Source organism: Comamonas testosteroni TK102, from assembly GCF_000739375.1.
Classification (GTDB): Bacteria; Pseudomonadota; Gammaproteobacteria; order Burkholderiales; family Burkholderiaceae_C; genus Comamonas; species Comamonas brasiliensis.
The window spans coordinates 5899001-5922530 of record NZ_CP006704.1 but is presented as its reverse complement, the minus strand read 5'-3'; the positions used below and the strand labels follow the sequence as shown (position 1 = coordinate 5922530).

At 64.7% G+C, this 23530-nt stretch carries 21 protein-coding genes; 15 read left to right on the top strand and 6 right to left on the bottom strand.

From position 1 onward, the window contains the following. The first annotated feature begins 160 nt into the window (after positions 1–160). From O987_RS26890 to O987_RS26870, 5 genes are all read left to right on the top strand, one after another. Positions 161–730: a TMEM165/GDT1 family protein gene (locus tag O987_RS26890; protein WP_003060195.1), complete on the top strand. Its 570-nt coding sequence runs from the start codon at positions 161–163 to the stop codon at positions 728–730. A 218-nt stretch (positions 731–948) separates the two neighbouring features. Then, positions 949–2178 (top strand): homoserine O-acetyltransferase MetX, encoded by a 1230-nt coding sequence (metX, locus tag O987_RS26885; protein ID WP_043375828.1) that lies wholly within the window; start codon positions 949–951, stop codon positions 2176–2178. Further along, positions 2175–2759 (top strand): methionine biosynthesis protein MetW, encoded by a 585-nt coding sequence (gene metW, locus O987_RS26880; protein ID WP_003060201.1) that lies wholly within the window; start codon positions 2175–2177, stop codon positions 2757–2759. Before metX ends, metW begins: the two co-directional genes overlap by 4 nt. Positions 2760–3127: 368 nt before the next feature. Next, positions 3128–4621, top strand: coding sequence for a M20 family metallopeptidase (locus O987_RS26875; protein ID WP_043377090.1), 1494 nt, complete (start codon positions 3128–3130; stop codon positions 4619–4621). A 169-nt stretch (positions 4622–4790) separates the two neighbouring features. Next, positions 4791–5666 carry an alpha/beta hydrolase gene (locus O987_RS26870; protein WP_003060205.1) on the top strand — a complete coding sequence of 292 codons (876 nt, stop codon included), beginning with the start codon at positions 4791–4793 and terminating at the stop codon, positions 5664–5666. Here the strand turns inward: O987_RS26870 and O987_RS26865 are convergent, their stop codons facing one another. The 3 genes from O987_RS26865 to O987_RS26855 form a co-directional block, all read right to left on the bottom strand. Next, positions 5667–6401, bottom strand: coding sequence for an SOS response-associated peptidase (locus tag O987_RS26865; RefSeq protein ID WP_043375826.1), 735 nt, complete (start codon positions 6399–6401; stop codon positions 5667–5669). Positions 6402–6405: 4 nt separating this feature from the next. Beyond that, positions 6406–7146, bottom strand: coding sequence for a 16S rRNA (uracil(1498)-N(3))-methyltransferase (locus tag O987_RS26860; protein WP_043375824.1), 741 nt, complete (start codon positions 7144–7146; stop codon positions 6406–6408). Positions 7147–7327: 181 nt separating this feature from the next. Then, positions 7328–8434, bottom strand: a complete 1107-nt coding sequence (locus O987_RS26855) for an aminoglycoside phosphotransferase family protein (protein ID WP_043375822.1) — start codon at positions 8432–8434, stop codon at positions 7328–7330. Between the two features lie 168 nt (positions 8435–8602). Here O987_RS26855 and O987_RS26850 point away from each other — a divergent pair, with 168 nt between their 5' ends. The 3 genes from O987_RS26850 to rsmA all read left to right on the top strand — a co-directional run bounded on the left by O987_RS26850 (position 8603) and on the right by rsmA (position 13329). Next, positions 8603–11023: an LPS-assembly protein LptD gene (locus tag O987_RS26850; RefSeq protein WP_200879634.1), complete on the top strand. Its 2421-nt coding sequence runs from the start codon at positions 8603–8605 to the stop codon at positions 11021–11023. A gap of 14 nt (positions 11024–11037) precedes the next feature. Then, on the top strand, positions 11038–12465 hold the full coding sequence (locus O987_RS26845) for a peptidylprolyl isomerase (RefSeq protein WP_043375821.1): 1428 nt from the start codon (positions 11038–11040) through the stop codon (positions 12463–12465). Between the two features lie 102 nt (positions 12466–12567). Further along, a complete protein-coding gene (gene rsmA / locus O987_RS26840; protein WP_003060217.1) occupies positions 12568–13329 on the top strand; it encodes a 16S rRNA (adenine(1518)-N(6)/adenine(1519)-N(6))-dimethyltransferase RsmA in 762 nt (253 codons plus the stop codon). Between the two features lie 63 nt (positions 13330–13392). On the opposite strand, the gene O987_RS26835 is transcribed toward rsmA, so the two are convergent. Continuing rightward, positions 13393–14748 (bottom strand): aspartate aminotransferase family protein, encoded by a 1356-nt coding sequence (locus O987_RS26835; RefSeq protein WP_043375819.1) that lies wholly within the window; start codon positions 14746–14748, stop codon positions 13393–13395. 337 nt (positions 14749–15085) lie between these two features. After that, the gene (locus tag O987_RS26830) at positions 15086–15340 is read right to left on the bottom strand and encodes a DUF2061 domain-containing protein (protein ID WP_019042669.1); all 255 of its coding nucleotides are present in this window, start codon (positions 15338–15340) and stop codon (positions 15086–15088) included. A gap of 197 nt (positions 15341–15537) precedes the next feature. Between O987_RS26830 and O987_RS26825 the strand changes: the two genes are divergently transcribed. Genes O987_RS26825 through O987_RS26815 form a run of 3 tightly spaced genes read left to right on the top strand, consistent with a single transcriptional unit; the run spans position 15538 to position 17589 of the window. Continuing rightward, positions 15538–16050: a GNAT family N-acetyltransferase gene (locus tag O987_RS26825; RefSeq protein ID WP_043375817.1), complete on the top strand. Its 513-nt coding sequence runs from the start codon at positions 15538–15540 to the stop codon at positions 16048–16050. Between the two features lie 26 nt (positions 16051–16076). Continuing rightward, positions 16077–16634: an NUDIX hydrolase gene (locus O987_RS26820; RefSeq protein ID WP_051962266.1), complete on the top strand. Its 558-nt coding sequence runs from the start codon at positions 16077–16079 to the stop codon at positions 16632–16634. 58 nt (positions 16635–16692) lie between these two features. Further along, the gene (locus O987_RS26815) at positions 16693–17589 is read left to right on the top strand and encodes a DMT family transporter (RefSeq protein ID WP_043375815.1); all 897 of its coding nucleotides are present in this window, start codon (positions 16693–16695) and stop codon (positions 17587–17589) included. Positions 17590–17611: 22 nt separating this feature from the next. Here O987_RS26815 and O987_RS26810 read toward each other — a convergent pair whose 3' ends face one another. After that, on the bottom strand, positions 17612–18532 hold the full coding sequence (locus O987_RS26810; RefSeq protein ID WP_029158427.1) for a LysR family transcriptional regulator: 921 nt from the start codon (positions 18530–18532) through the stop codon (positions 17612–17614). Positions 18533–18703: 171 nt separating this feature from the next. Here O987_RS26810 and O987_RS26805 point away from each other — a divergent pair, with 171 nt between their 5' ends. The 4 genes from O987_RS26805 (at position 18704) to O987_RS26790 (ending at position 23346) form a co-directional block, all read left to right on the top strand. After that, entirely contained in the window at positions 18704–19714 is a 1011-nt protein-coding gene (locus O987_RS26805) for a Bug family tripartite tricarboxylate transporter substrate binding protein (RefSeq protein ID WP_019042673.1), read from the top strand. A gap of 148 nt (positions 19715–19862) precedes the next feature. Beyond that, positions 19863–21479 carry a gamma-glutamyltransferase family protein gene (locus O987_RS26800; RefSeq protein WP_043375813.1) on the top strand — a complete coding sequence of 539 codons (1617 nt, stop codon included), beginning with the start codon at positions 19863–19865 and terminating at the stop codon, positions 21477–21479. 210 nt (positions 21480–21689) lie between these two features. Then, the gene (locus O987_RS26795) at positions 21690–22613 is read left to right on the top strand and encodes an RNA polymerase sigma-70 factor (RefSeq protein ID WP_043375811.1); all 924 of its coding nucleotides are present in this window, start codon (positions 21690–21692) and stop codon (positions 22611–22613) included. Positions 22614–22860: 247 nt separating this feature from the next. Beyond that, positions 22861–23346, top strand: coding sequence for a carboxymuconolactone decarboxylase family protein (locus O987_RS26790; RefSeq protein WP_043375808.1), 486 nt, complete (start codon positions 22861–22863; stop codon positions 23344–23346). The last annotated feature ends 184 nt before the right edge of the window (positions 23347–23530 follow it).

The following is a 23530-nucleotide window of genomic DNA, read 5'->3' as shown; positions in this document are numbered from 1 at the left end:
ACTTGGGTCCTCGTGGCCTATGGCGCATGCGGCACAGCGTGCAATGCGTGGTGCGACCGGTCGAGACCATTGATTACGTACCGAGAGAACCTATGAAGAGATAGGCCGGAGTCGGTGCGTGGTCAATGCGTTGTGCCAACTCCGGCCGTCTTTCCCCATCATGGAAGCTTTCCTCATATCCACCTCCATCGTCGCCCTGGCCGAGATGGGGGATAAAACCCAACTCCTCTCATTGGTGCTGGCGGCCAAGTTCCGCAAGCCCCTGCCCATTGTTGCGGGCATTTTTGTGGCGACCCTGGTCAACCATGCCCTGGCCGGCGCCGTGGGCAACTGGATCACCACGGTGCTCGGCCCCGATGTGCTGCGCTGGATCCTGGGGATTTCATTCATCCTCATGGCAGGCTGGATGCTGATTCCCGACAAGCTCGACGATGACGATACCGGCAGTGGTGCAGGGCGCTGGGGTGTTTTTGGCACCACGCTGCTGCTGTTCTTCCTGGCCGAGATGGGTGACAAGACCCAACTGGCCACGGTGGGCCTGGCCGCCAAGTACCCGCTGGCCTACTACTGGGTGGTGGCTGGCACCACGCTGGGCATGATGCTGGCCAATGCGCCGGTGGTGTGGTTTGGCGAGAAGATCACCAAGAAGCTGCCCATCAAGACGATTCACCGGGTGTGCGCGGTGATCTTCCTGGTACTGGGTATTGCCGCGCTCCTGACCAAGGTATGACGCTACAGGAAATGTAGCTTTCTGCGCTTGCCCGATAGTGGATGCGGTGTTGTGACATCCGCAGCCCTCGGGCAGGCGCAGCGAATGCAGTACACTGCACTTTTCACGCGCCGATTTGCCAAAGCTTGCGGGCGCTTTATAAATCCAGCTAAAGACCCGTCCGCGAAGTGACAGTACACCGACCCGGCCTCGTTTTTAGCGATGCCGGGTTTTTTCATATGTCCTTCATCGCGACACCTCAGTTCATGCATTTTGATGAACCCCTGCCCTTGCAAAGCGGTGGTTCCATCGCCGATTACGACCTTGCCTTCGAGACCTACGGCCAGCTCAATGCCGACAAGAGCAATGCCATCGTGGTCTGTCATGCGCTCAATGCCTCTCACCATGTAGCCGGCAGCTATGAGGGCCAGCCCAAGAGCGAAGGCTGGTGGGACAACATGATCGGCCCGGGCAAGCCTGTCGATACCGATAAATTCTTTGTCATCGGCATCAACAATCTGGGCTCCTGCTTCGGCTCTACCGGCCCCATGCACACCAACCCGGCCACGGGCAAGCCTTATGGCGCGGATTTCCCCGTGGTGACGGTGGAAGACTGGGTGGATGCGCAGGCGCGTCTGCTGGACCGGCTGGGGATTCAGACGCTGGCCGCCGTGCTGGGCGGCAGCCTGGGCGGCATGCAGGCCCTGTCCTGGTCGCTGCGCTATCCCGAGCGCATGCGCCATGCCGTGGTGGTGGCCAGCGCGCCCAATCTGAACGCCGAGAACATTGCCTTCAACGAGGTGGCGCGCCGCGCCATCGTCACCGACCCGGATTTCAACGGCGGCCATTTCTACGAGCATGGCGTGGTGCCCGCGCGCGGCCTGCGCATCGCGCGCATGGTCGGCCACATCACGTATCTGAGCGATGACGTGATGAACCAGAAGTTCGGTCGCAGTCTCAGGGCCCCCACGCTCCCCGCTGCACGTGGTTCGCTGCCCCCTGAGGGGACTGATCCGACTCGGGGCGGCCCAGCGTCGGATCGGCGCGATTACCTGTACAGCACCCAGGATGTGGAGTTCCAGATCGAGAGCTATCTGCGCTACCAGGGCGAGAAGTTCAGCGGCTACTTCGATGCCAACACCTATCTGCTCATCACGCGTGCCCTGGACTATTTCGATCCGGCGCGCTCCCATGACGGCGATCTGACTCGGGCACTGGCCGTGGCCAAGGCCCGCTTCCTGCTGGTGAGCTTCACGACGGACTGGCGCTTTGCGCCGGCGCGCAGCCGCGAGATCGTCAAGTCGCTGCTGGAGAACAACCGCGACGTCAGCTATGCCGAGATCGACGCACCCCATGGTCATGATGCGTTTTTGCTCGACGACCCGCGCTATATGAGCGTGATGCGCTCCTATTTCGAGGGCATTGCCAAAGAACTGAAGACCACCGAACGCGCAGGAGGCGCCGCATGACCGAGTTGACCACCATGAGAGCCATTGCCGAGCTGGTGCCGCAGGGCGCACGCGTGCTGGACCTGGGTTGTGGCGACGGCGCGTTGCTGGAGCACCTGGTGCGCGAGCGCGGCTGCACGGGCTATGGCGTGGAGCTGGACGACGCCAATGTGCTGGCCTGTACGCGCCGCGGCGTGAACGTGCTGCAGCTCAATCTGGAGGACGGCCTGGCCATCTTCGGCGACAACAGCTTTGATATGGTGCTGCAGATCGACACGCTGCAGCATCTGCGCAATGCCGAGGTGATGCTGCGGGAGACGGCCCGCATCGGCAAGCAGGGCGTGGTCGCCTTCCCCAATTTCGCACATTGGCAAAACCGTCTGTCCGTGCTGCGCGGGCGTATGCCGGTCACGCGCCGTCTGCCCTATCAGTGGTATGACACGCCGAATATCCGTGTGGGCACCTACAAGGACTTTGAAGTGCTGGCCACCAAGAACCGCTTGCGCATTCGCGACTCCTTCGGTCTGCAGAACGGCCAGGTGGTGCGCAGCCTGCCCAATCTGCTCGCAACGACGGCGGTGTTTCACTTCGAACATGCATGATTTGCTATTGAAAAAGTAGCTTATAGCGCTTTATATGCAATGAATTCAATATCGATTGATATTGAATTTGTTGGCTGATAAGCGCGATGAGCTATTAAATAGGAAGTGATGACCCAACGGGAGTGAGTCGGCGCGGCGGCCTTGGCTGTCGACCAGGCACATGCGCTGGCCAGTGCGCTGATCATCGTCAGCGTGAACGACCCAGAAACGGCAGAGTGCCTGCCGACCAGGCTGGCAGCCCAATGGGGGAGGTGGGCGCCGGCACTGCCATGCCAATGCCTGCGGTGCAGCCACCGGCAATGGCGCACAATCATGCACATGGCGCGGGCCTGCCATGGCTCGTCGCCCCGTCACAGAAGGAGCCGACCATGAACGCACGTACTCCCGCCCATCTGCTGCAGCCCCAGGATGCGCTGCAGCACATCACCCAGCAGTGGGACCAGAGCATCGTCCCGGAGCTGACGAACTACATCACCATCCCCGCCAAGTCGCCCATGTTTGCGCCCGATTGGGAGCAGCAAGGCCATATCGCCACGGTGCTGCGCAACGCTGCGGCCTGGGTGGAAGCGCAGAAAGTGGCCGGGCTGAAGCTGGAAGTGATTCAGCAGCCGGGTCGCACGCCGCTCATCTTCTTCGAGGTGGAAGGCACGGCCGAGAAGGCCTCGACCAGCCCCACGGTGCTGATGTACGGTCACCTCGACAAGCAGCCCGAGTTCGAAGGCTGGCGCAACGATCTGGGTCCCTGGACGCCCAAGTACGAGGACGGCAAGCTCTATGGCCGTGGTGGAGCCGATGACGGCTATGCGGTCTATGCCAGCGTGGCGGCGATTCAGGAGCTCAAGCGCCAGAACGTGCCCCATCCGCGCATCGTGGCCATCATCGAGACCTGCGAGGAAAGCGGCTCGGCCGATCTGCTGCCCTATGTGGATGCCTTGCGCCCGCGCCTGGGCGATGTAGGCCTGGTGATCTGTCTCGACAGCGGTGCCGGCAACTACGACCAGTTGTGGCTGACCACCAGCCTGCGCGGCATGGCCAGCGGCACGCTCAAGGTGCAGATCCTCACCGAGGGCGTGCACTCGGGCGATGCCTCGGGCGTGGTGCCCTCGTCCTTTCGCATCATGCGCCAGGTGCTGGATCGTCTCGAGGACAGCAGGAACGGCCGCGTGCTGCCGCAGAGCTTTCACTGCGAGGTGCCGGCCGAGCGCATGGCGCAGATCCGCGCCACGGCGGAGATCCTCGGCGAAGATGCCTATGCGCGCTTTCCCTGGGCGCATTACGACTGCGGCGGCTCGGCCCGTGTGTCCCTGCCCACGACCACCGATCCGGTCCAGGCCCTGGTGCGCCGCACCTGGGAGCCCACGCTGAGCGTGACCGGTGTGGAGGGCATGCCCCATCTGCAAAATGCCGGCAATGTGCTGCGTCCCTACACGGCCTTCAAGCTCAGCCTGCGCCTGCCGCCGCTGGTCGATGCCGCAGCCTGCGTGCGGGAGATGAAGGCCCTGCTGGAGGACAATGCGCCCTATGAGGCCCGGGTGACCTGGGAAGGCCTGTCCAGCTCCAGTGGCTGGAATGCGCCGGGCATGGACGGCTGGTTCGAGAAGGCGCTCAATGCCGCCAGCCGGGCGCACTTCGGCGCCGGTTGCGGCTATATCGGCCAGGGCGGCACGATTCCGCTGATGAATATGCTGAGCAAGGGCTTTCCCAAGGCGCAGATGATGGTCTGTGGCGTGCTGGGCCCCAAGAGCAATGCCCACGGCCCCAACGAGTTCCTCCATGTGCCCTATGCCAAGAAGCTCACGGCTTCGGTGGCGGAGGTGATTGCCGCCATGGCCCGTCATCAGACCGAGGCAGCGCAGGCCTGATGCAGGTATCGAGAGCACAGCCGCTGGCGATGGTCACCAAAGCTTCCGGCGCTCTCTTCCTTGATAACACCATGACCGGTCGCCGTGGCCGGACCGGGGACTGCCACGGTTGACGTGCGCAGGCGGCGGCTGCATCCTGCAAGCTCTTGCCAGCCTGATGAGATCGTGCATGACGCCCACCGATTCCAGTACCCATCCGCCCCGGCTGCTGCATATGGCCGCATCGGACGCCACCCAGCTTGCGCTGCGCGACTGGCCGCTGGCGCCGGGCGTCAAGCCCCGTGCCCAGGTGCTGCTGGTGCATGGCCTGGGCGAGCATAGCGGGCGCTATGCCGCACTGGCGCAGCGGCTCAACGCGCTCGGCTTTGCGGTGCGGGCCTATGACCAGTACGGCCACGGCCTGTCGGGCGGGCCGCAGGGCGGCCTGACCAGCGATATGCGCCTGCTCGACGATCTGGCGGTGGTGCTGGACGCTACCCGTGCAGCCATGCCCAAGCATCAGCCCCTGGTGCTGCTGGGGCACAGTCTGGGTGGACTGGTGGCGGCGGATTTTGTCGCGTCCGGCCTGCGTCATGTGGACGGACTGGTGCTGTCCTCTCCGGCGCTGGCCCTGCATCTGTCGGGAATGCAGAAGGCGCTGGTGGCGAGCCTGCCCAGGCTGCTGCCCAATTTGCGCGTGGCCAATGGGGTGCAGTCCGCGCATCTCTCGCATGATCCCGAAGTTGCGCTGGCCTATGACGCCGATGCACTGCAGCACCGGCGCATCAGCGCCCGGCTGGCGCGCTATATGGCCGAGGCCGGTCGTCATGTGCTGTCCAAGGCGACAGCCTGGTGCGTTCCCACGCTGCTGCTGTGGGCGGGCGAGGACAAGCTGGTCAACCCGGCCGGCAGCGCGGCCTTTGCCGCCCAGGCTCCGGGAGATCTGGTGCAGGCCCAGTGCTTTGAGGCGGCCTATCACGAGATCTTCAACGAGAGCCCCGAGCTGGCAGCCCCCGTGTTTGCGCGGTTGGAGCAGTGGCTGGAACAGCAGTTTCCAGCCCCCTGATTACCACTGCTGCGGCGGCTGCTTGCGGCCTTTTTCCACTGGGTTGGCACGCAGTTTTTCCGCCGGGTAGGGGCGCAGAAACTCCTTGGCCTTGTTGACCTTGGCATTGAGCCAGGCATCGTATGCGCCTTCGTTGAGGATGGCCGGCATGGCCTTGTCGTTGCCGGGCTGGCCGTAGCGGTTCATCAGCGCATGGGCATTGGCATTGATGGTGATGAGGGCATAGCTGACGATGACCTCGCCGTCCTCGCCCACCCAGCGTGCCCAGACACCGGCGGCGCCCATGGGCTGGTTGTCCACACGGGTGATGCGTGTGGGCAGGGGCTTGCCGGGGCGCAGGTCGTCGACCTGAAAGGACTGCAGCGGCACGATGCAGCGCTGGCCTGCCAGCCAGGCATCGCGGAACGCCGTTCCCGTGGTCAGATTGTCTATCTTTGCATTCACCAGCTTGAGCGCGCGCAGGCGGCCGTCAGACGCCGACTTCACCCAGTGCGGCACCAGACCGAAGCTGGCGGGCACCAGCACCCGCTCCACAGGCAGTGCAGGCGCTCCTTCTTCGGGTGCTGTAAACGTTCGGCCCAGCAGTGCTGCAGAGGATTCTGCGGCTGCATTGACGATGATGAGACCCATGCGCCTTGGGGTCAGCACGGCCTCGGGCAGAGACTCGGGGGCCTCCACGCGAAAATTCTGCGTATAAAACTCGGGCTTGGCCAGAGAGAGGTGACAGCTGCTCATTGATTTACTCCAGGGCCAGCAGGGACAGGGTGGCAACAGATGCCGTTTCGGCGCGCAGCACGCGGGAGCCGAGGCTGGCAGGTTTCCAGCCCTGCTCCAGCGCCCAGTCTTCTTCTTGTGCGGTCAGTCCGCCTTCAGGGCCGTGCAGCACCCAGACGGCATGCGCATTGCCCGCAGCGATGCGCAGCGGCTGATTGCCCTCGCGCAGCGACAGCACCAGACGCGCCGCATCGGCCGCAGGCGCCTGCTTGCTGCGCAGCCAGTCGGCCAGCGACAGTGGGGCATGAATCACGGGTACCTGGTTGCGGCCGCATTGCTCGCAGGCCGAGACGGCAATCGACTGCCAGCGCTCGATCTTCTTGTCGGCGCGGTCGCCCTTGAGCTTGAGCACGCTGCGCGCCGCCATCACGGGCTGGATGCTGGCAACGCCCAGCTCGGTGGCTTTTTCCACCAGCCAGTCCATGCGCTCGTTGGCGGGCATCCCCACCACCAGATGCACGGCACGTGCGGCTTCGCGCTCGGCGGGGCTGTGGCTGTCCACGCGCACGCCTACATCGCTGCGGCCCATGCGGGTGATGGTGGCCAGGAACTCGCCGCCGGTAAAACCGTTGCCGGTCTGGCCCTCAAACAGGGTGATGATGTCGCCGGGCTGGTGGCGCAGCACCTGCACATGGCGGGCGGCACCTGCAGGCAGGTCCAGCTCGTCGCCAAGATGCAAAGGGATAGGGCAGTGATAGCGCGGCATAGGGAAAAATTCGGGGTTCGTGATTCATGGTGCCACGCAGAGTCCGTGGCTCGCAAAACTGGCGCTGAATCACCTCAGGGACGCCAGGCAAGGGCCGCCCCGCAGCGAGGGCGTCGTCCCCCTCCCGCATTGCGAAGCAAGGCGAGAGAGGGGGAAGCCGCAAAGCGGCTCAGGGGGTGTTTCACATCCGCCCGTAGGCGTAACCGACCTGCGTCTGGATGCCCTCGATCTCGTCGATCAATTTGAGGAACGGGCCCAGCGCGCGGTAGCGGTTGCAGGTGGAGCGTATGTAGTGGATGAAACGAGGTGCATCGGCCAGATACTTGGGCTTGCCGTCGCGCAGCGTCAGGCGCGCAAAGATACCCGCAACCTTGAGGTGGCGCTGCAGACCCATCCATTCAACCCCACGGTAGAACTCGCCGAAGTCGTCGCCCCAGCCGCTGGCGCTGTTGGCGCCCACCAGACCGGCCTTGCGGGCCTTTTCCCAGTAACGGATGGTGATGTCGATGATGAAGTCCTCTTCCCAGCTGATGAAGGCATCGCGCAGCAGGCTGGCGATGTCATAGGTGATGGGGCCATAGACGGCATCCTGAAAATCCAGCACGCCCAGGGGGGCTCCACTGGCCACAGGCTGCATCAGGTTGCGCATCATGAAGTCACGGTGCACATAGACGCAGGGAGCCTGCAGATTGTGGGCGACGATCTGATCGAAGGTCTTGCCGAGCAGGGCCTGCTGCTTGTCGTCCAGCGTGAACTGACGGTGCTTGGCGATATACCAGTCGGGAAACAGCTGCAGCTCGCGGCGCAGCAGGGTTTCGTCATAGAGCGGCAAGGCTCCGGTATTGCCGGCCTTGGAGGCCAGCTGCCAGTCCAGCAGCACCTCGACGGCGGAGCGGTACCAGGCTTCGGCATCCTGGGGTTTTTCGGGGTTCAGAGCCTCGATGACGGTCTGGCCGCCCAGGTCGCTCAGCAGCATGAAGCCATGGCCGGCGTCCCAGTCCAGAATCTGCGGCACGCACAGGCCGGCCTGGTTCATCAGGCCCTGAACCTTGGCAAAAGGCGCGCAATCTTCCTTGTCGGGCGGCGCGTCCATGACGATCAGGCTGCTGCCATCGCTGCGATCCAGGCGCAGATAGCGGCGAAAGCTGGCATCGGCCGAAGCGGGGCGCAGGGTTGCGGGAAGCAGCTGGTGCTTTTCAGCCAGCGGTGCCAGCCAGGCGTCGAATGCGGCGTGGCGGGCAGAATCTGCCCAGGCAACGCCAACTGTGGGGGTGATAGGAGCGGTCATGGATAATCGGATTTTACAAACCGATGCCGCCGCATCTGTGGACAGTGGTGCTAGGCTCTCGGTTTTCTGTTGACGTGTGCCCGGGCACGCGCGCTTTTGACGTTCAAGATCATCGTGCAATCCCCATCCCATCCGCGAGATTTCCTACCTGTCCGCTCTGCCCGTCCGATGCGGGCGGGAACCGCCCGGCCGGTGATTCGTCCTCTGGCATGGGCTGTGGCACTGGCATGGGCGGGCGCTGGCATGCAGGCCCATGCCCAGTCTGCCGAAACGAGCGGATCGTCCTCTTCCCGCGTCGCGGGCGAGCTGCCCGCCCTGGAACTCAAGTCCAGCAGCGCGCTGCAGGAAAGCTACCCGCAGGAGGTGCGCGACCAGCAGCCCATCTATATCAAGGGTGACAGCCTCTCCGGCCAGCCCGATATCAAGGCCTCGGTCCATGGCGAGGCCGAGCTGCGCCGTGGCGACACCATGATCCGTGCGGACAAGCTGGACTACGCGGTTCCGGATGACAGGATCAACGCCGTGGGCTCGGTTCATATCAACCAGGCCGGCAATGTCTACGAGGGCACGGCGCTGGACCTGCAGATGGATGCCTTCAAGGGCCAGTTCGACAATGCCAACTATCGCTTTCTGGCCACCGGCGGCCATGGCGAGTCGTCGCGCGTGGATTTCATCGACAAAAACCGTTCGGTGGTCCATGACGCCACCTACACCACCTGCCAGCGCGATGACGAGGCCAGCTGGGAGCCGGCCTGGGTGCTGGAAGCCAAGACCATTCATCTGGACATGGCCGAAGAGGTGGGCGTGGCCGAGGGCGCGTCCCTGAAGTTCAAGGGCGTGACCGTCCTGCCCGTGCCGCGCATGAGCTTTCCGCTCTCGGACAAGCGCAAATCGGGCCTGCTGCCGCCCATGATAGGCATGGACAAGCTCGGCGGTATCGAGTATTCGCAGCCTTATTACTGGAATATCGCCCCCAACCGCGATATGACCATCACGCCCACGCTGATGACCAAGCGCGGCGTGAACCTGACGGGACAGTTCCGCTATCTGGAGCCCAGCTACTCGGGCGAGACCTATGCCAGCTACATGCCGGGCGACAATCTGCGCAGCCGGGATCGCTGGGGCTATTCCTGGCAGCACCGTACGAACTTCGACACGCCGATTGGCGGTTTGGGGCTGAACCTCAATCTGAACCGCGTCAGCGACGGTGACTACTGGCGTGACTTCCGTCTGTCTCCCGTGACGCTGCGCCAGCGCCTGCTGCCCAGCACGGCCAATCTGAGCTGGGCCAAGGGCGATGGGGTGCTGAGCCTCAATGTGCTGCGCTATCAGGTGCAGCAGGATGTAACCTCGCCGATTGCGCCGCCCTACAGCATGGTGCCGCAGCTGCAGTACCGCTATACGCCGCTGGATCTGCCGCATGGGCTGGACTTCTCCGTGGTGGCAGACACCACGCGTTTCGAGCTGATTCGCCCCATCACGGGTCAGGTGGGCAACAACGGCCAGCGCAGCTATGTGCAGGCGCAGCTGAGCCGGCCATTCCTGTCGCCCGGTGCCTTCATCACGCCCAAGCTGATGCTGCATACGGCCATGTATCAGACCGATCAGCTGATGAGCAACGGCAGCAAGAGCGCCAACCGCACTCGGCCCACCTTCAGCCTGGACAGCGGCCTGATCTTCGAGCGCGACACCTCGTGGTTCGGCAAGAACCTGCTGCAGACCTTCGAGCCCCGGGCCTTCTATACCTATACACCCTATCGCGACCAGAGCATGCTGCCGCTCTATGACACGGGGCGCAGCGACTTCAACTTCGCGAGTATTTTTTCCGAGAACGACTATGTAGGTCAGGACCGCATTGCCGACAACCATCTGGTGACCCTGGGCGCGACTTCGCGCTTCATCGACCCCGAAAGCGGTGCCGAGAAGCTCAAGTTCGCCGTGGCCCAGCGCGTGCGCCTGTCCGACCAGCGCGTGCTGCTGCCCGGAGAGGTGGCCGCCACCAGCAAGCTTTCCGACATCTTGCTGGGCGCGGCCTTCAACTGGACCGACAAGTGGTCTCTGGAAGGCACGACCCAGTACAACAAGGACTTGAACCGCACGGTCCGTACCACGGCCACCGCGCGTTACAGCCCGGGCAACTATCGTACCTTCAACATCGGCTACCGCACGCAGCTGGATACGGTTACCAAGAAGCCGTCCAGCGAGCTGGTGGATGTGGGCTGGCAATGGCCCATCAACGACCTTTGGGGTGACAAGGGCAAGGATCTGGGCGCCGGTCGCGGCCAGGGCGGCGGCCGCTGGTATGCCGTGGGCCGCCTCAACTACTCCATCAAGGACAACAAGCTGGTGGATACCGTGGTCGGCTTCGAATACGACGGTTGCTGCTGGATTGGCCGAGTGGTGCTGGAGCGTCTGCAAAGCTCGGTCATCCAGTCCAATCTGCGTCTGCTGTTCCAGATGGAGTTCGTGGGCTTCTCGCGCCTGAGCTTTGGTGCCGACCCCACCTCCAGTCTCAAGCAGAATGTGCCGCGCTACCAATATTTGCGTGAGGCGGTGACTCCGCCCAGCCGCTTTACCAATTACGATTAATCAAGGCTTTTTTCATGCGTTTTTTCTCCAAGACATCCAATGCATGTGCTGTTGCCGTGGCACTGGCTGTAATGGCCGCCGGTGTGCAGGCCCAGGGTCTGAAGAGCCCCGGCAGCAAGGCCAAGGCCGGCAATGACTCCTCCGTCTCGCGCGCACTGGAAGCCACGGCACAGCCCTCGGGACGCCAGGCTCCGGCAGCCGCGCAGGGGGTTCGCTCGGCCGACTACATCGTGGCCGTGGTCAATTCCGAGCCCATCACCAACAACGAGGTGCGTGCGCGCATGGCGCGCGTGGCGCAGAACGTGACCGAGCAGGGCGGCCAGCTTCCGTCCCAGAGCGAGCTGGCCCGACAGGTGCTGGAGCGCCTGATTGTCGAGCGAGTGCAGTTGCAGGAAGCCAGGGACACGGGCATCAATGTCGACAACCTGGCCGTGGACCAGGCCGTGGCCAATGTGGCTCGCCAGAACAGTACCGACAGGGCCGGCCTGGTGTCGCGCCTGAAGGCAGAAGGCATTTCCGAAGCGCAGTTCCGTGCGGAAATCCGTAGCCAGATGCTGATGCAGCGCGTGCGCGAGCGTGACGTGGACGGCCGCGTCAAGGTCACGGAAGCCGACATCGACCGCTATCTCAAGGAGCAAAAGCGCCCCGGCGAGGCAGCTGCGGGTGCCGCGGCCAATCTCGGCCATATCCTGATCACCGTGCCTGAAAACGCCAGCCCGGCCGTGGTGGAGGAGCGCGAGGCCAGGGCCAAGCAGGCCGCAGAAGCGGCGCGCAAGAACCCCGACTTCATCGCTGCCGTGCGCGAGTTCTCGGATGTGCCCAATGGCCAGGGCGGCGGCGCGATGGGCATGCGCGCCATGAGCGACTACCCCGAACTGTTCGTCCAGCAGGTGGGCAATGCCGCGGTCGGCGCCATCGTCGGCCCGTTCCGTTCGGGGGCCGGTTTCCACGTGCTCAAGGTGCTGGAGAAGTCCCAGTCCGGTGCGCCCGTGTACATCACGCAGAATCACGCCCGCCATATCCTGCTGACCGTGGGCGAGGGCATGACCGAAGCGCAGGCGGCCAAGCGCCTGGAGGACTACAAGCGCCGCGTGGAAGCCGGTCAGGCCACCTTCCAGCAACTGGCGCAGGAGTTCTCCAAGGACGGCAGCGCCCGCAATGGCGGTGATCTGGGCTGGTCCTCGCCCGGCCAGTTCGTGCCCGAGTTCGAGCGCGTGCTCGACAGCCTCCAGCCCGGCCAGATCAGCAACCCCGTGGTGTCGCGTTTCGGCGTGCACCTGATTCAGCTGATCGAGCGCCGCCAGGAAAAGCTCACCGAACGCGAACAGCGCGAAATGGTGCGCAATGTGGTGCGCGAGCGCAAGGCCGAGCAGGACTACGAAACCTGGCTCAAGGAGCTGCGTGGCAAGGCCTTTGTGGAATACCGCGAACCACCCCAATAAGCCCACTCAATCCGCTTGAGTGCCCGGTAATGTCATCATTGCGCACCGGGCATCGGAGCTCCCCCCCATTCCAAGCGGTGCCCTGGCACCGCTTTCGCATTCATGAAACATATTCCCCGCAAGCGCTTTGGCCAGAACTTCCTGACCGACGGCGCCATCATCGACAACATCGTCCAGGCCATCGACCCCAAGGCGGGCGAACCCATGGTCGAGATCGGCCCCGGCCTGATGGCACTGTCCCAGCCCCTGGTTGAGCGCCTGGGCAAGCTCACCGTGATCGAGCTGGACCGCGACCTGGCGGCCCGTCTGCGGCTGCGCGACGATCTCGATGTGGTCGAGTCCGATGTGCTCAAGGTGGACTTCCGTGCATTGGCTGCACGTCTGGGCGTGGCCAAGCTGCGCGTTGTCGGCAACCTTCCCTACAACATCTCCAGCCCCATTCTTTTTCATCTGCTGGAGCAGGTGGATGTGGTGCAGGACCAGCACTTCATGCTGCAAAAGGAAGTCATCGACCGCATGGTGGCCGACGCCGGTACCTCGGCCTACGGCCGCCTGTCGGTGATGCTGCAGTGGCGCTACGCCATGGAGGATGTGCTGTTCGTGCCGCCGGGCAGCTTCAATCCGCCTCCCAAGGTGGACAGTGCCGTGGTGCGCATGATTCCGCGCGAGCAGCCTGCGGATCTTGATCCCAAGCTGCTGGAAGAGATGGTGCAGGTCGCTTTCAGCCAGCGCCGCAAGATCTTGCGCAACACGCTGGGCAAGTGGCTGGAAGCCAAGGGCTTTACCGGCGAGTTCGATCTGCAGCGCCGCGCGGAGGAAGTGCCGGTCGGCGAATTCGAAGCCCTGGCGGCACAGCTTTCCTGAAAATAGGTAAAAAAAGCTTCAATCGCTTTTGGGATAAGCGATTGAAGCTATTGATTTAATAGTTCAATCGGTGGCCTGCAGCGCATCGCCGAGTGCGTTGATCAGCCGCTCGATCTCGGCCTGCTCGCTGATGAACGGCGGTGCCAGCTGAATCGTGTCGCCGCCGTAGCGCACATAGAAGCCGGCCTCCCAGCATTTCATGGCGATCTCGTAAGGGCGTCTGGCGGGCTCGCCGGGCAGGGGGGCGATCGTGATGCCCGCCGCCAGGCCGATATTGCGGATGTCCAGCACATGCCTGGCGCCCTTGAGGCTGTGCACGGCCTGCTCGAAGAAGGGGGCCAGCGAGCGCACGCGGCCTGGGCCGTCTTCCCGCTCCAGCAGATCCAGTGCCGCAATGCCTGCCGCGCAGGCCACGGGATGGGCCGAATAGGTATAGCCGTGGGCAAATTCCAGCATGTACTGCGGCCCTCCGGCCGCCATGAACTGCTCATAGATGGCGGGCGAGACCACGCAGGCTCCCAGCGGCTGGGCGCCGTTGCTGACCTGCTTGGCGATATTCATGATGTCCGGCGTCACGCCAAAGGCCTCGGCCGCCGTCATTGCTCCGAGGCGGCCAAAGCCCGTGATGACCTCGTCGAAGATCAGCAGGATGTCGTGCTGGGTGCAGATCTCGCGCAAACGCTGGAGATAGCCGGCGGGCGGAATCACCACCCCGCCCGAGCCCGACATGGGCTCCACGATCACGGCGGCGATATTGCTGGCGTCATGCAGGGCGATCAGATCGAGCAGCCGGTCTGCCAGGGCGCGTCCGTCGGTCTGGGGCTGGCCCTTGAAGAACGAACCCGGTGGCGGCTGGGTGTGCGGCAGATGGTCGGCTTCGATCCCTTGGCCGAACATCTTGCGGTTGCCCCCCATGCCGCCGACCGAGATGCCGCCGAAGTTCGCGCCGTGATAGCCCTTCTCGCGTCCGATCAGTCGGGTCTTGCTGCCCAGGCCCCTGGCGCGCCAGTAGGCGCGCGCCATCTTCAGCGAGGTGTCGGCGGCTTCCGAGCCCGAGCCAGTGAAGAACACATGCCCAAGCCCCTGGGGCATCAGTGCCACGATGCGGTTGGCCAGCGCGAACGAAGCCGGGTGGCCGAACTGGAAGGCGGGAGCGTAATCGAGCTGCAGCGCGGCCTGTCCAATGGCCTCGGCGATCTCGCGGCGGCCATGGCCCAGACCCGAGCACCACAGCCCCGAGAGGCCATCGAAAATGCGCCGGCCGTCGGCATCGCTGTAGTAGGCGCCCTGTGCGCCGGTGATGATGCGGGGCCTGGCCTTGAAGTTGCGGTTGCCGGTGAACGGCATCCAGTGGGCGCTCAGCCATTGTTCGTCGTGGCGGGAGAGGTCTGCGGATGTCTGGCGGTCTGCAAGCTGCATGGGAACTCCTTGGATTCCCGGCCATTGTTGGCCTTGGGCCCGGTTTGGCAAATAGCCGCAAACCCATGGATGCGAGTCCGAATTGGCATGTTTCGCATGACTTATCCACAGGATTTTCCGATCCTGGAGATCCAGGCTCGGATGATTTTCTGGCGTGAGTGATCAGAAATTCACAAAGAGCCTGGGATATTCAATGTCCATCCATGGTTTATCAAAAGGCTTGTGCACATGATTTCTACAGGCCGCGAAGATGGCCGTTGCAGTCGCCCAGCGTGGCCAGGGAGCGCAGCAGCCATTGCGCAAAAGTGGTGGGGTGGTCGGCGTTCATAGGCGGCTCTCAGGCGCTCAGCGCCTGTCCGGCAAGCGCTTGCTGCTCGCGTTTCTTCAAGCGACGCTCCCAGATTTTTTCATGGAAGAAGAAGGCAAAGGCCTGGACCGTGGGCTCCAGCAGGCTCAGCGTCAGCGAGGCAATCAGATTGCCGGTCACGGCATAGGCAACGCAGGCTGCCACGGTGATGTGGATCACGTAATAGCTGGCCGTCTTGGTCAGCGTGAGCTGGTTCTGGCGCAATGTCTTGATCAAGCGTGTCATCTGTTTCTCCCTGAACGATGAATGAATGGTAGGGAGGATGGCGCCGAGTTTCCAATTGAGAATCATTACCATTGCGATAGCGCCTACAGACTGCTGTGGGATGAACGGCTTGCTAAGCTATGTGCCGGATTTTGATTGAAATTGGCCGTCAGCCATTGACTGGCAATCGTTGACAGCTATTGATTTGAGAGTTTTTGATGTCCGGATCGATGCCAATCCTGCTGCGCGCGCTGGGCGCGGACGATGTGGATGCCGTGATGCGCATACAGGAGCATTGCTATGGCGCGGACTTTGCCGAGCCGCGCGAGGTGTTTGTGCGCCGTTTGCGCACGGCCGGGCATTGTTCCTGGGCGGCAGAGCAGGAGGGCGAGCTGGTGGCCTATCTGGCAGCGTACTGGTCGCGCCCCGGAGCCATCACGCCGCTCAACGGCGACTTTGCCGAATATGACGACGCCAGCGTGCTCTATCTGCACGATATGGCCGTGTCCGAGGCTGCAGCCGGCCAGGGCCTGGCGCGGCGCATGGTGCAGGCCCTGAAGGTGCAGGCCAGAGCGCGCGGCGTGCAGCGCACGGCACTGGTTTCGGTGCAGGGATCACGGCTTTACTGGGAGCGTCAAGGCTATGAGGTCGAATCCGTGACAAATGCTGCGCAGCAGCAACATTTGGCCAGTTACGGCGAAGGAGCGCTCTATATGGTGGGATTTATCTGACACATCGTCGGTTCGGGGCAAGGATAATGCCGGCCATGCCCAATCGCTGGAAACCCAATGTGACTGTCTCGGCCATCATCGAACGCGATGGCCGTTTTTTGCTGGTGGAAGAACAAACGGCGGATGGACTGCGTCTGAACACGCCGGCCGGTCATCTCGACCCTTCCGAAAGCCCTGTCGATGCCTGTGTGCGCGAAGTCATGGAAGAGACAGCCTACAGTTTCACGCCCACGGCCCTGGTCGGCATCTACATGAACCGCTTTGTGCGCACGCGCACGGGCTCGGACATCACCTATCTGCGCTTTGCCTTCACGGGCGATCTGGGCATGCACCATGCCCAGCGCCATCTGGACGACGGCATCGTGCGCAGCGTCTGGCTCTCGCTCGACGAACTGCGGGCCACCGAGCATCTGCACCGCAGCCTCATCGTGCTGGAATCGGTGGGCGATTATCTGGCCGGCCAGCGCTATGACATAGGCCTGATCCATGCCGATGCCAGCATCTACAAGGTGCCGCAGCTCACGCGCCCGGTGCCCGCAGAGGCCGGTGCCACGCTGGACGATGTGCTGGTGCAGATTCACTGATATTCGCGTGCGGCAGTTGTGACAGGCGTGAAGGCCGGGGCTGTGCACAATGCCCTGTATGTCTGTAGCCAGCCTGATCCGACTCATGACACTGGCCGCCCTCTGGGGCGGCAGTTTTTTATTCATGCGCGTGGCCGTGCCCCATCTGGGGGCCGTGCCCACGGCCGTCGGGCGCGGCCTGTTTTCGGCGCTGGGCCTTGGCGCGGCGCTGTTTGCCATGGGCTACCGGCCCAGGATCGGGCGTCATCTGTGGCCCTTGCTGGGGCTGGGCGTCATCAATTCCGGCATCCCCTTTCTCATGTACGCGCTGGCGGCCCAGGTGCTGCCATCGGGCTATAGCGCCATCTTCAATGCCACCACGCCGCTGGTGGCCACCGTGGTGGGGGCGCTGGTGTTTGCCGAGGCGATCACGCCCGCGCGTGTGGCTGCTGTGCTGCTGGGGATTGGCGGCGTGGCGGTGCTGGCCCAGGCCGGGCCACTGGATCTCAGCACAGCCGTGCTGGGTGGTATGGCGGCCTGTTTTGTGGCCACGGTCTGCTATGCGTTTTCCAGCTATCTGACGCTCAGGCTGGCGGGGGCCAATGCGTCCGTGGACACGCGTGCTGCCGTTTTCATCAGCCAGCTGGGCGCGCTGATGGTGCTGACGCCGGCGCTGCTCATCGACATGGCGCTGGAGCCCGGCATGCTGGCCAGGCTGGAGGCCGCTCCGCTGCTGGCATGGGGCAATGTGGCGCTGCTGGGCTTGCTGAGCACGGCTCTGGCCTATGTGCTTTATTTCCGGCTGATTGCCGATGAAGGCCCGCAAAAGGCGCTGACCGTGACCTTTATCGTGCCCGTGTTTGCCGTGCTCTGGGGCTGGGCCTTGCTCGATGAATCCTTGACCGTCGCTCATGCCATGGGTGGCGGGCTGATTGCGCTGTCGCTCTGGCTGGTGCTGCGCCCCAAGGCGGATTGAGTCGGCGCGAGCGGCCGCCGTATCACCAGGCGGCGGGCAGGCGCAACTGCAAAAGCTCCAGAAAGGACTGCGCCGCATGCGGCAGCGTGCGGCCGGCCAGGGTCTGCACCTCGATATCGCGCAGATCCATGCCGCGATCGCTGAGCGGTACGGCCACGAGCGCTCCTGTGGCCACCATGTCGCGGGCGGCGATTTCGCTGGCCACGGCAACCGCCGCACCCTGGGCCGCAAAGTTCAGCAGCGTCTTGCCATGATTGCTCTCCAGGGCCGGCGCCAGCATCAGTCCCTGGCGGCTGCAGGCGGCATCCAGCAACTGGCGCACGGCAGTGCTGGGTGGCGTCAGTGCCAGCGGGTAGCGCACCAGCCTGGCCAGTGACACACTGCGCCCATGTGCCAGTTCATGGCTGGATGCCACCAGCGCCAGCACGGGCGCGGCCACGCGGCAGGCGACGGCGATGCCGGGCTCGGGGGCCCGGCTGAAACACAGGCCTATGTCGGCCATGCCGGTGCGCACGGCACCGGAAACCTCGTGCGTGGGAAGCACCGTCACTTCGAAGACGATGCCGCTGTGCTCGCGCTGGAAGGCCGCGCACAGGCGCGGCAGGAATTCGCTGGCGAAGGCGTCGGAGCTGGCGATGCGCACTTTGCCGCTGCGCAGGCCCTGCAAGGCCTTGATCTCGTCCAGTGCGCGCTCCGCGTCCAGTCCCGCACGGCGCGCATGATCGGCCAGGATCTCGCCGGCAGCGTTGAGCACCATGCCGCGCGGATGGCGCTCGAACAGCGGCGTGCCCAGGCGTGCCTCCAATGCCGCAATCTGGCGGCTGATGGCCGAGGCCGCCACATGCAGCCTTGCCGAAGCCTCGGTCAGCGAGCCGCATTGCGCGACTTCGTGGAAGTAGCGCAGCGCGGTGTCCTGGAGCAGCAAGTGGCGGGACTCGGGCATGGCAGTCGGTGAAAGCAAACCGCCATTGTGCTCGGTTTGCTGTTTTGGCAATGATGGCTTGCAAATTTGCCGATAGCGGCAAATGCCTCGGCTTTCTAAGATGTACCGTTGGATGGTTGCCGGGCAGCGGCGCCCCTTTTCGAACAAGCTGCCATTTCACCGGGAGTTGCCATGCGGGCACGGTTTACTGTTTCAACGACGCGCCGCCAGTGGCTCCATGCCGCAGCGGCGCTGGCCGGTGGCCTGCTGGCCTTGCCGGCCCTGGCCCAGGGCGAGGCCGCCTGGCCCAGCCGACCGGTGCGCGTGATCGTGCCGTTTCCGGCCAGCGGCGCGACCGATCTGGTGGCACGCGTGATCGCGCAGCGTGTGTCGCAGGAGCTGGGCCAGCAACTGGTCATCGACAACCGGCCCGGCGCCGGCGGGACCATAGGCACGGCCGAGGCCGCCAAGGCGGCGGCCGACGGCTACACGCTGCTGTTCACCACCAGCAGCACGCATGCGATTTCGCCGCATCTGATGCCCAGGCTGGCCTACAAGGCGGACAAGGACTTCAGTCCCATCGCGCATACGGCGGACGCGGCCAGCGTGCTGCTGGTCACGCCCTCGCTGCCGGTCAAGAGCGTGCAGGAGCTGATTGCCTATGCCAGGGCCAATCCCGGCAAGCTCAACTACGCCACCAGCGGCAATGGCACCATCGTGCACCTGAACACCGCAGCCTTTGCTGCGCAGGCCGGAATACAGATCGCCCATGTGCCCTACAAGGGCACGGCGCAATCGATCACCGATCTGGTGGCAGGCCAGGTGCATCTGCTGTTCGACTCCATTCCCACGGGCATGCCCCATGTGGCCAGCGGCCGCCTGCGTGCCCTGGCCGTGACCGGTGACAGGCGCAGCACACTGGCTCCGAATCTGCCCACGGTGGCCGAATCGGGCCTGCCAGGCTATTCCTCGGTCACCTGGTTCGGTGTCTACGGCCCGGCCGGCATGAAGCCCGAGCTGGTCGGCAGGATCAACCAGGCCTTCAACCGCGCCATCCAGAATCCCGAGGTGATCGCCAGTCTGGCCAAGCAGGGCGTGGAGCCCGCCAGGCCGCAGACGCCAGGACAGTTCGCCGCCATGGTGCAGGCCGACAGCGCGCGCTGGGCCAAGGTCATCAGGGACAACCACATTACTTTGGAATGACATATGCAACCCCCTGTGCGCCGGGGGGACGGCATCCTCGGCTAGGCGCCTCCGCCGTGAGGCGGCCCTTGCTCGACGCCTCTGGCTTGGGGCGCGTCAGCTTGAAGCGTTAAGCGCGGCGCCCATGAATCACTGATCGGACTTAGATATGACCAACCTCGTCAAGGACTGGACGCTTCCCTATGCCTCGCACCGCTCGCCGGTGCTGGGGCGCAATGTGGTCAGCACCTCGCAGCCGCTGGCAGCGCAGGCCGGCCTCTCCATGCTGCAGGCCGGCGGCAACGCCGTGGATGCGGCGCTGGCTGCGGCGATGACGCTGACCGTGGTCGAGCCCACGGGCTGCGGCATCGGCAGTGACGGCTTTGCCATCGTCTGGGACGGCAAGGAGCTGCACGGCCTCAACGCCTCGGGCCGTTCGCCTGCGGGCTGGACGCCCGACTACTTTGCCCAGCTCGGCGGCATACCCGAGAAGGGCTGGAATGCCGTGACCGTGCCCGGTGCCGTATCGGCCTGGGTGGCGCTGTCCAAGCGTTTCGGCAAGCTGCCCTTCGCCCAGGTGGCCCGGCCCGCCATCGACTATGCGCGCAACGGTTTCGCAGTCTCGCCCACCATTGCCACGTTGTGGGAGCTGGGCGGCAAGAAACTGGGCGACCAGCCCGGCTTTGCCGAGTGCTTTCTGCCTGGCGGCCGCGCTCCCCGGGCCGGTGAGGTGTTCAGGAGCGAAGCCCATGCGCGCACGCTGGAGGAGATCGCCGAGACCATGGGCGAGTCCTTCTACCGCGGTGCGCTGGCCAGAAAGATGCTCGAGCATTCGCGGGCCTGCGGCGGCGTGATGAGCGAGGAAGACCTGGCCGCGCACCAGGCCGACTGGGTGGGAACGGTGTCGCAGAAGTTCGGCGATTCGGTGATCCACGAGATTCCGCCCAACGGCCAGGGCATTGCGGCGCTGATGGCGCTGGGCATGCTCGACGAGCTGGGTGCGGGTGGCGATCCGATCGGATCGCAGCCGCTGGACGGCGTGGACAGCGTGCATCTGCAGATCGAGGCCATGAAGCTGGCCTTTGCCGACCTACACCAGTACAACGCCGACCTGGACCATATGCGCGTTACCCCAGCACAACTGCTGGACCGCGAGTACCTGCGCGAACGCGCCAGTCTCATAGACCCGACGCGCGCCGGTGCCCCGGGCTGCGGCGCGCCCCGTCCCGGCGGCACGGTCTACCTGGCGGCGGCCGATGCCAGCGGCATGATGGTCTCCTTCATCCAGTCCAACTACATGGGCTTCGGCTCGGGCGTGGTCGTGCCGGGCACGGGCATCAGCCTGCAGAATCGCGGCCACGGCTTTACCACCGAGGCCGGTCATGCCAATCAGGTCGGCCCGCGCAAGCGCCCCTCGCACACCATCATTCCGGCCTTTGCCATGCATGCCGACGGCACGCCGCAAATGGCGTTCGGCGTCATGGGCGGCCCGATGCAGAGCCAGGGCCATCTGCAGATGGCGCTGCGCGTGCTGCGCTACGGCCAGAACCCGCAGGCTGCGGCCGATGCACCGCGCTGGCGCGTGACCGGCGGCAAGGGCGTGGCCGTGGAGCCGTCCTTCGATGCCGCCGTGGTTGAGCAGCTGCGCGCACGCGGCCATGAGGTCAGCGTCGAGGCCGGCCATGGCGTGTTCGCCTTTGGCGGCGCCCAGCTGGTGCTGCGCGACGGCGAACACTACATCGCGGGCTCCGATCCGCGCAAGGACGGGTGCGCGGTGGCTTATTGAGGTCCCCCTGAGCGGCTGTGCAGCTTCCCCCAAGGGGTGACGTGCAACGGGACAACGGCCTCGCTGCGGGGCGGCCCTTGCTTGCCGTCCCTGACTCGGAGTGCGCCAGTTTTTGGCAGCGTTGTCACAAAAGATGTGCGTTCTGCGTCTAGGGCTTGGTGCCTGTCACACTGGGTGGCTGGCCCCTGGCCTATTTGCAGGAGACATCACGTGAGCCCCACTTCCCACGCTGCGCCGTCCGCCGATGCGGGACTGCAGGATTTCGAGCGCCATCGCCCGCGCCTGTTCGGGCTGGCCTATCGCATGCTGGGCCAGCGGGCCGAGGCCGAGGATCTGGTACAGGATGTCTGGCTGCGCTGGCAGGACAGCGAGCGCGCCGCCATTGCCCAGCCCGAGGCCTGGCTGGTGACCACGGCCACGCGGCTGGCCATAGACCGGCTGCGGCGTCTGCGCGTGGAGCGCGAGCACTATGCGGGTTTCTGGCTGCCCGAGCCGCTGGTCCAGCCCTGGACCGAGGCCGCACCCTCGGCCGAGGAGCTGCTGGAGCAGGCCCATGATGTCTCCACGGCGCTGCTGTTCGTGCTGGAGCAGCTGACGCCCGAGGAGCGCGCGGCCTTTTTGCTGCGTGAGGTCTTCGATGCCGACTATGCCGAAGTGGCCCAGGCGCTGGGCCGCAGCGAGGCTGCCTGCCGCCAGCTGGTGCATCGCGCGCGAGCCCATGTGAAGGCCGGACGGCCGCGCTTCGAGGCGCCCGCACAGGCCCATGCCGAGCTGCTGCGCCGCTTTGCCCAGGCTGCGCGGGGCGGCGATCTGGCGCAGATCCAGGCGCTCTTCGCTCCCGATGCCGCGCTGATCAGCGACGGCGGCGGCAAGGTGGCATCCTTTGGCCGCGTGCTGGAGACCGGGCGCCGCCTGGCGCTGCTGTACTTCGCCACGGCCCGGCGTCTGCGCCGCGACGGGCAGGAGCAGACCCTGCATCTGGCGCGGGTCAACGGCCTGCCGGGTCTGGTGCGCTGTGTGGACGGCCAGGTGGAGTCGGTGCAGACGCTGCTGGTCGAGGACGGACTGATCCGGCGCATCTACACGCTGCGCAATCCGGACAAGCTGACCCGCGTGCTGGTGCCGGCTGCCTGATTGCCTGCGGCCTGATGGGCGATGTCCGTCGGAGAAAGCTAAAAAACAATAGCTGCTACCGCAAGTCAATAAACAGTTTCAGATAGTTTTATTGCTGAGTTTGTTTATTGGTGAGCGATGGCAGCTATGTTTATTGATGGTCCGGCGATGGATCACGATGCCTGTCACAAACCGCACCGCTGCCGCGTCTAAGAGGTATGGGCCGGCCGCAGGGGCGGGCCTGCAATGTCCCTCAAGGAGTATTCACATGGCCGACATCGCCAACCCTATCGCCATCCCCACGCCGCGCCTGGACTTCCGTGCGCTGGCCCCCGAGCTCTACAAGGCGCAGGCCGGCCTCAACGCCCAGATCGCGCGCTCCAGCCTCGGTGTGCAGCTGCTGGAGCTGGTCTATCTGCGCGTCTCGCAGATCAACGGCTGTGCTTTCTGCGTGGACATGCATGTGCGCGAGCTGCTGTCGCGCGGCGAGGACCTGCAGCGCATCAACAGCGTGGTGGTCTGGCGCGAGGTGGATTGGTTCGAGATGCGCGAGCGCGCCGCGCTGAACTGGGCCGAGCGCTGCACCCAGCTGAGCCAGGCCCATCCCGGGCAGCAGGACTTCGAGGCCCTGCGCCCCTACTTCAGCGAGCGCGAAATCGTGGAGCTCAGCTACGCCATCGGCTGCATCAATGTCTGGAACCGTCTGTGCGTGGGCTTTGCGGCTCCCGTGGAGAAAAAGCCCATCACCCCCTGAGCCGCTGCGCGGCTTCCCCCGTGGCACGGCGCCCGTTGCACGGCGCCCTCTCTCGCTTCGCGGGAGGGGACGACGGCTTCGCTGCGGGGCGGTGCGACCGGCGAGGTGCGGCCGGCGAGGCCCTGGCTCGCCGTCCCTGACCTGGATCGCTGAAGATCCTCGCGTTGCGCTATCGGCGCGCGTG

Bases quoted from the DNA above. Each gene is read 5' to 3' on its own strand.
- rsmA (WP_003060217.1), top strand. From the start codon at position 12,568: ATGAAACATATTCCCCGCAAGCGCTTTGGCCAGAACTTCCTGACCGAC.
- O987_RS26890 (WP_003060195.1), top strand. From the start codon at position 161: ATGGAAGCTTTCCTCATATCCACCTCCATCGTCGCCCTGGCCGAGATG.
- O987_RS26830 (WP_019042669.1), bottom strand. From the start codon at position 15,340: ATGACACGCTTGATCAAGACATTGCGCCAGAACCAGCTCACGCTGACC.
- O987_RS26790 (WP_043375808.1), top strand. From the start codon at position 22,861: ATGGCCGACATCGCCAACCCTATCGCCATCCCCACGCCGCGCCTGGAC.
- O987_RS26850 (WP_200879634.1), top strand. From the start codon at position 8,603: ATGCGGGCGGGAACCGCCCGGCCGGTGATTCGTCCTCTGGCATGGGCT.
- O987_RS26815 (WP_043375815.1), top strand. From the start codon at position 16,693: ATGTCTGTAGCCAGCCTGATCCGACTCATGACACTGGCCGCCCTCTGG.
- O987_RS26810 (WP_029158427.1), bottom strand. From the start codon at position 18,532: ATGCCCGAGTCCCGCCACTTGCTGCTCCAGGACACCGCGCTGCGCTAC.
- O987_RS26835 (WP_043375819.1), bottom strand. From the start codon at position 14,748: ATGCAGCTTGCAGACCGCCAGACATCCGCAGACCTCTCCCGCCACGAC.
- O987_RS26870 (WP_003060205.1), top strand. From the start codon at position 4,791: ATGACGCCCACCGATTCCAGTACCCATCCGCCCCGGCTGCTGCATATG.
- O987_RS26875 (WP_043377090.1), top strand. From the start codon at position 3,128: ATGAACGCACGTACTCCCGCCCATCTGCTGCAGCCCCAGGATGCGCTG.
- O987_RS26855 (WP_043375822.1), bottom strand. From the start codon at position 8,434: ATGACCGCTCCTATCACCCCCACAGTTGGCGTTGCCTGGGCAGATTCT.
- O987_RS26845 (WP_043375821.1), top strand. From the start codon at position 11,038: ATGCGTTTTTTCTCCAAGACATCCAATGCATGTGCTGTTGCCGTGGCA.
- O987_RS26865 (WP_043375826.1), bottom strand. From the start codon at position 6,401: ATGAGCAGCTGTCACCTCTCTCTGGCCAAGCCCGAGTTTTATACGCAG.
- metW (WP_003060201.1), top strand. From the start codon at position 2,175: ATGACCGAGTTGACCACCATGAGAGCCATTGCCGAGCTGGTGCCGCAG.
- O987_RS26805 (WP_019042673.1), top strand. From the start codon at position 18,704: ATGCGGGCACGGTTTACTGTTTCAACGACGCGCCGCCAGTGGCTCCAT.
- O987_RS26800 (WP_043375813.1), top strand. From the start codon at position 19,863: ATGACCAACCTCGTCAAGGACTGGACGCTTCCCTATGCCTCGCACCGC.
- O987_RS26820 (WP_051962266.1), top strand. From the start codon at position 16,077: ATGCCGGCCATGCCCAATCGCTGGAAACCCAATGTGACTGTCTCGGCC.
- metX (WP_043375828.1), top strand. From the start codon at position 949: ATGTCCTTCATCGCGACACCTCAGTTCATGCATTTTGATGAACCCCTG.
- O987_RS26860 (WP_043375824.1), bottom strand. From the start codon at position 7,146: ATGCCGCGCTATCACTGCCCTATCCCTTTGCATCTTGGCGACGAGCTG.
- O987_RS26825 (WP_043375817.1), top strand. From the start codon at position 15,538: ATGTCCGGATCGATGCCAATCCTGCTGCGCGCGCTGGGCGCGGACGAT.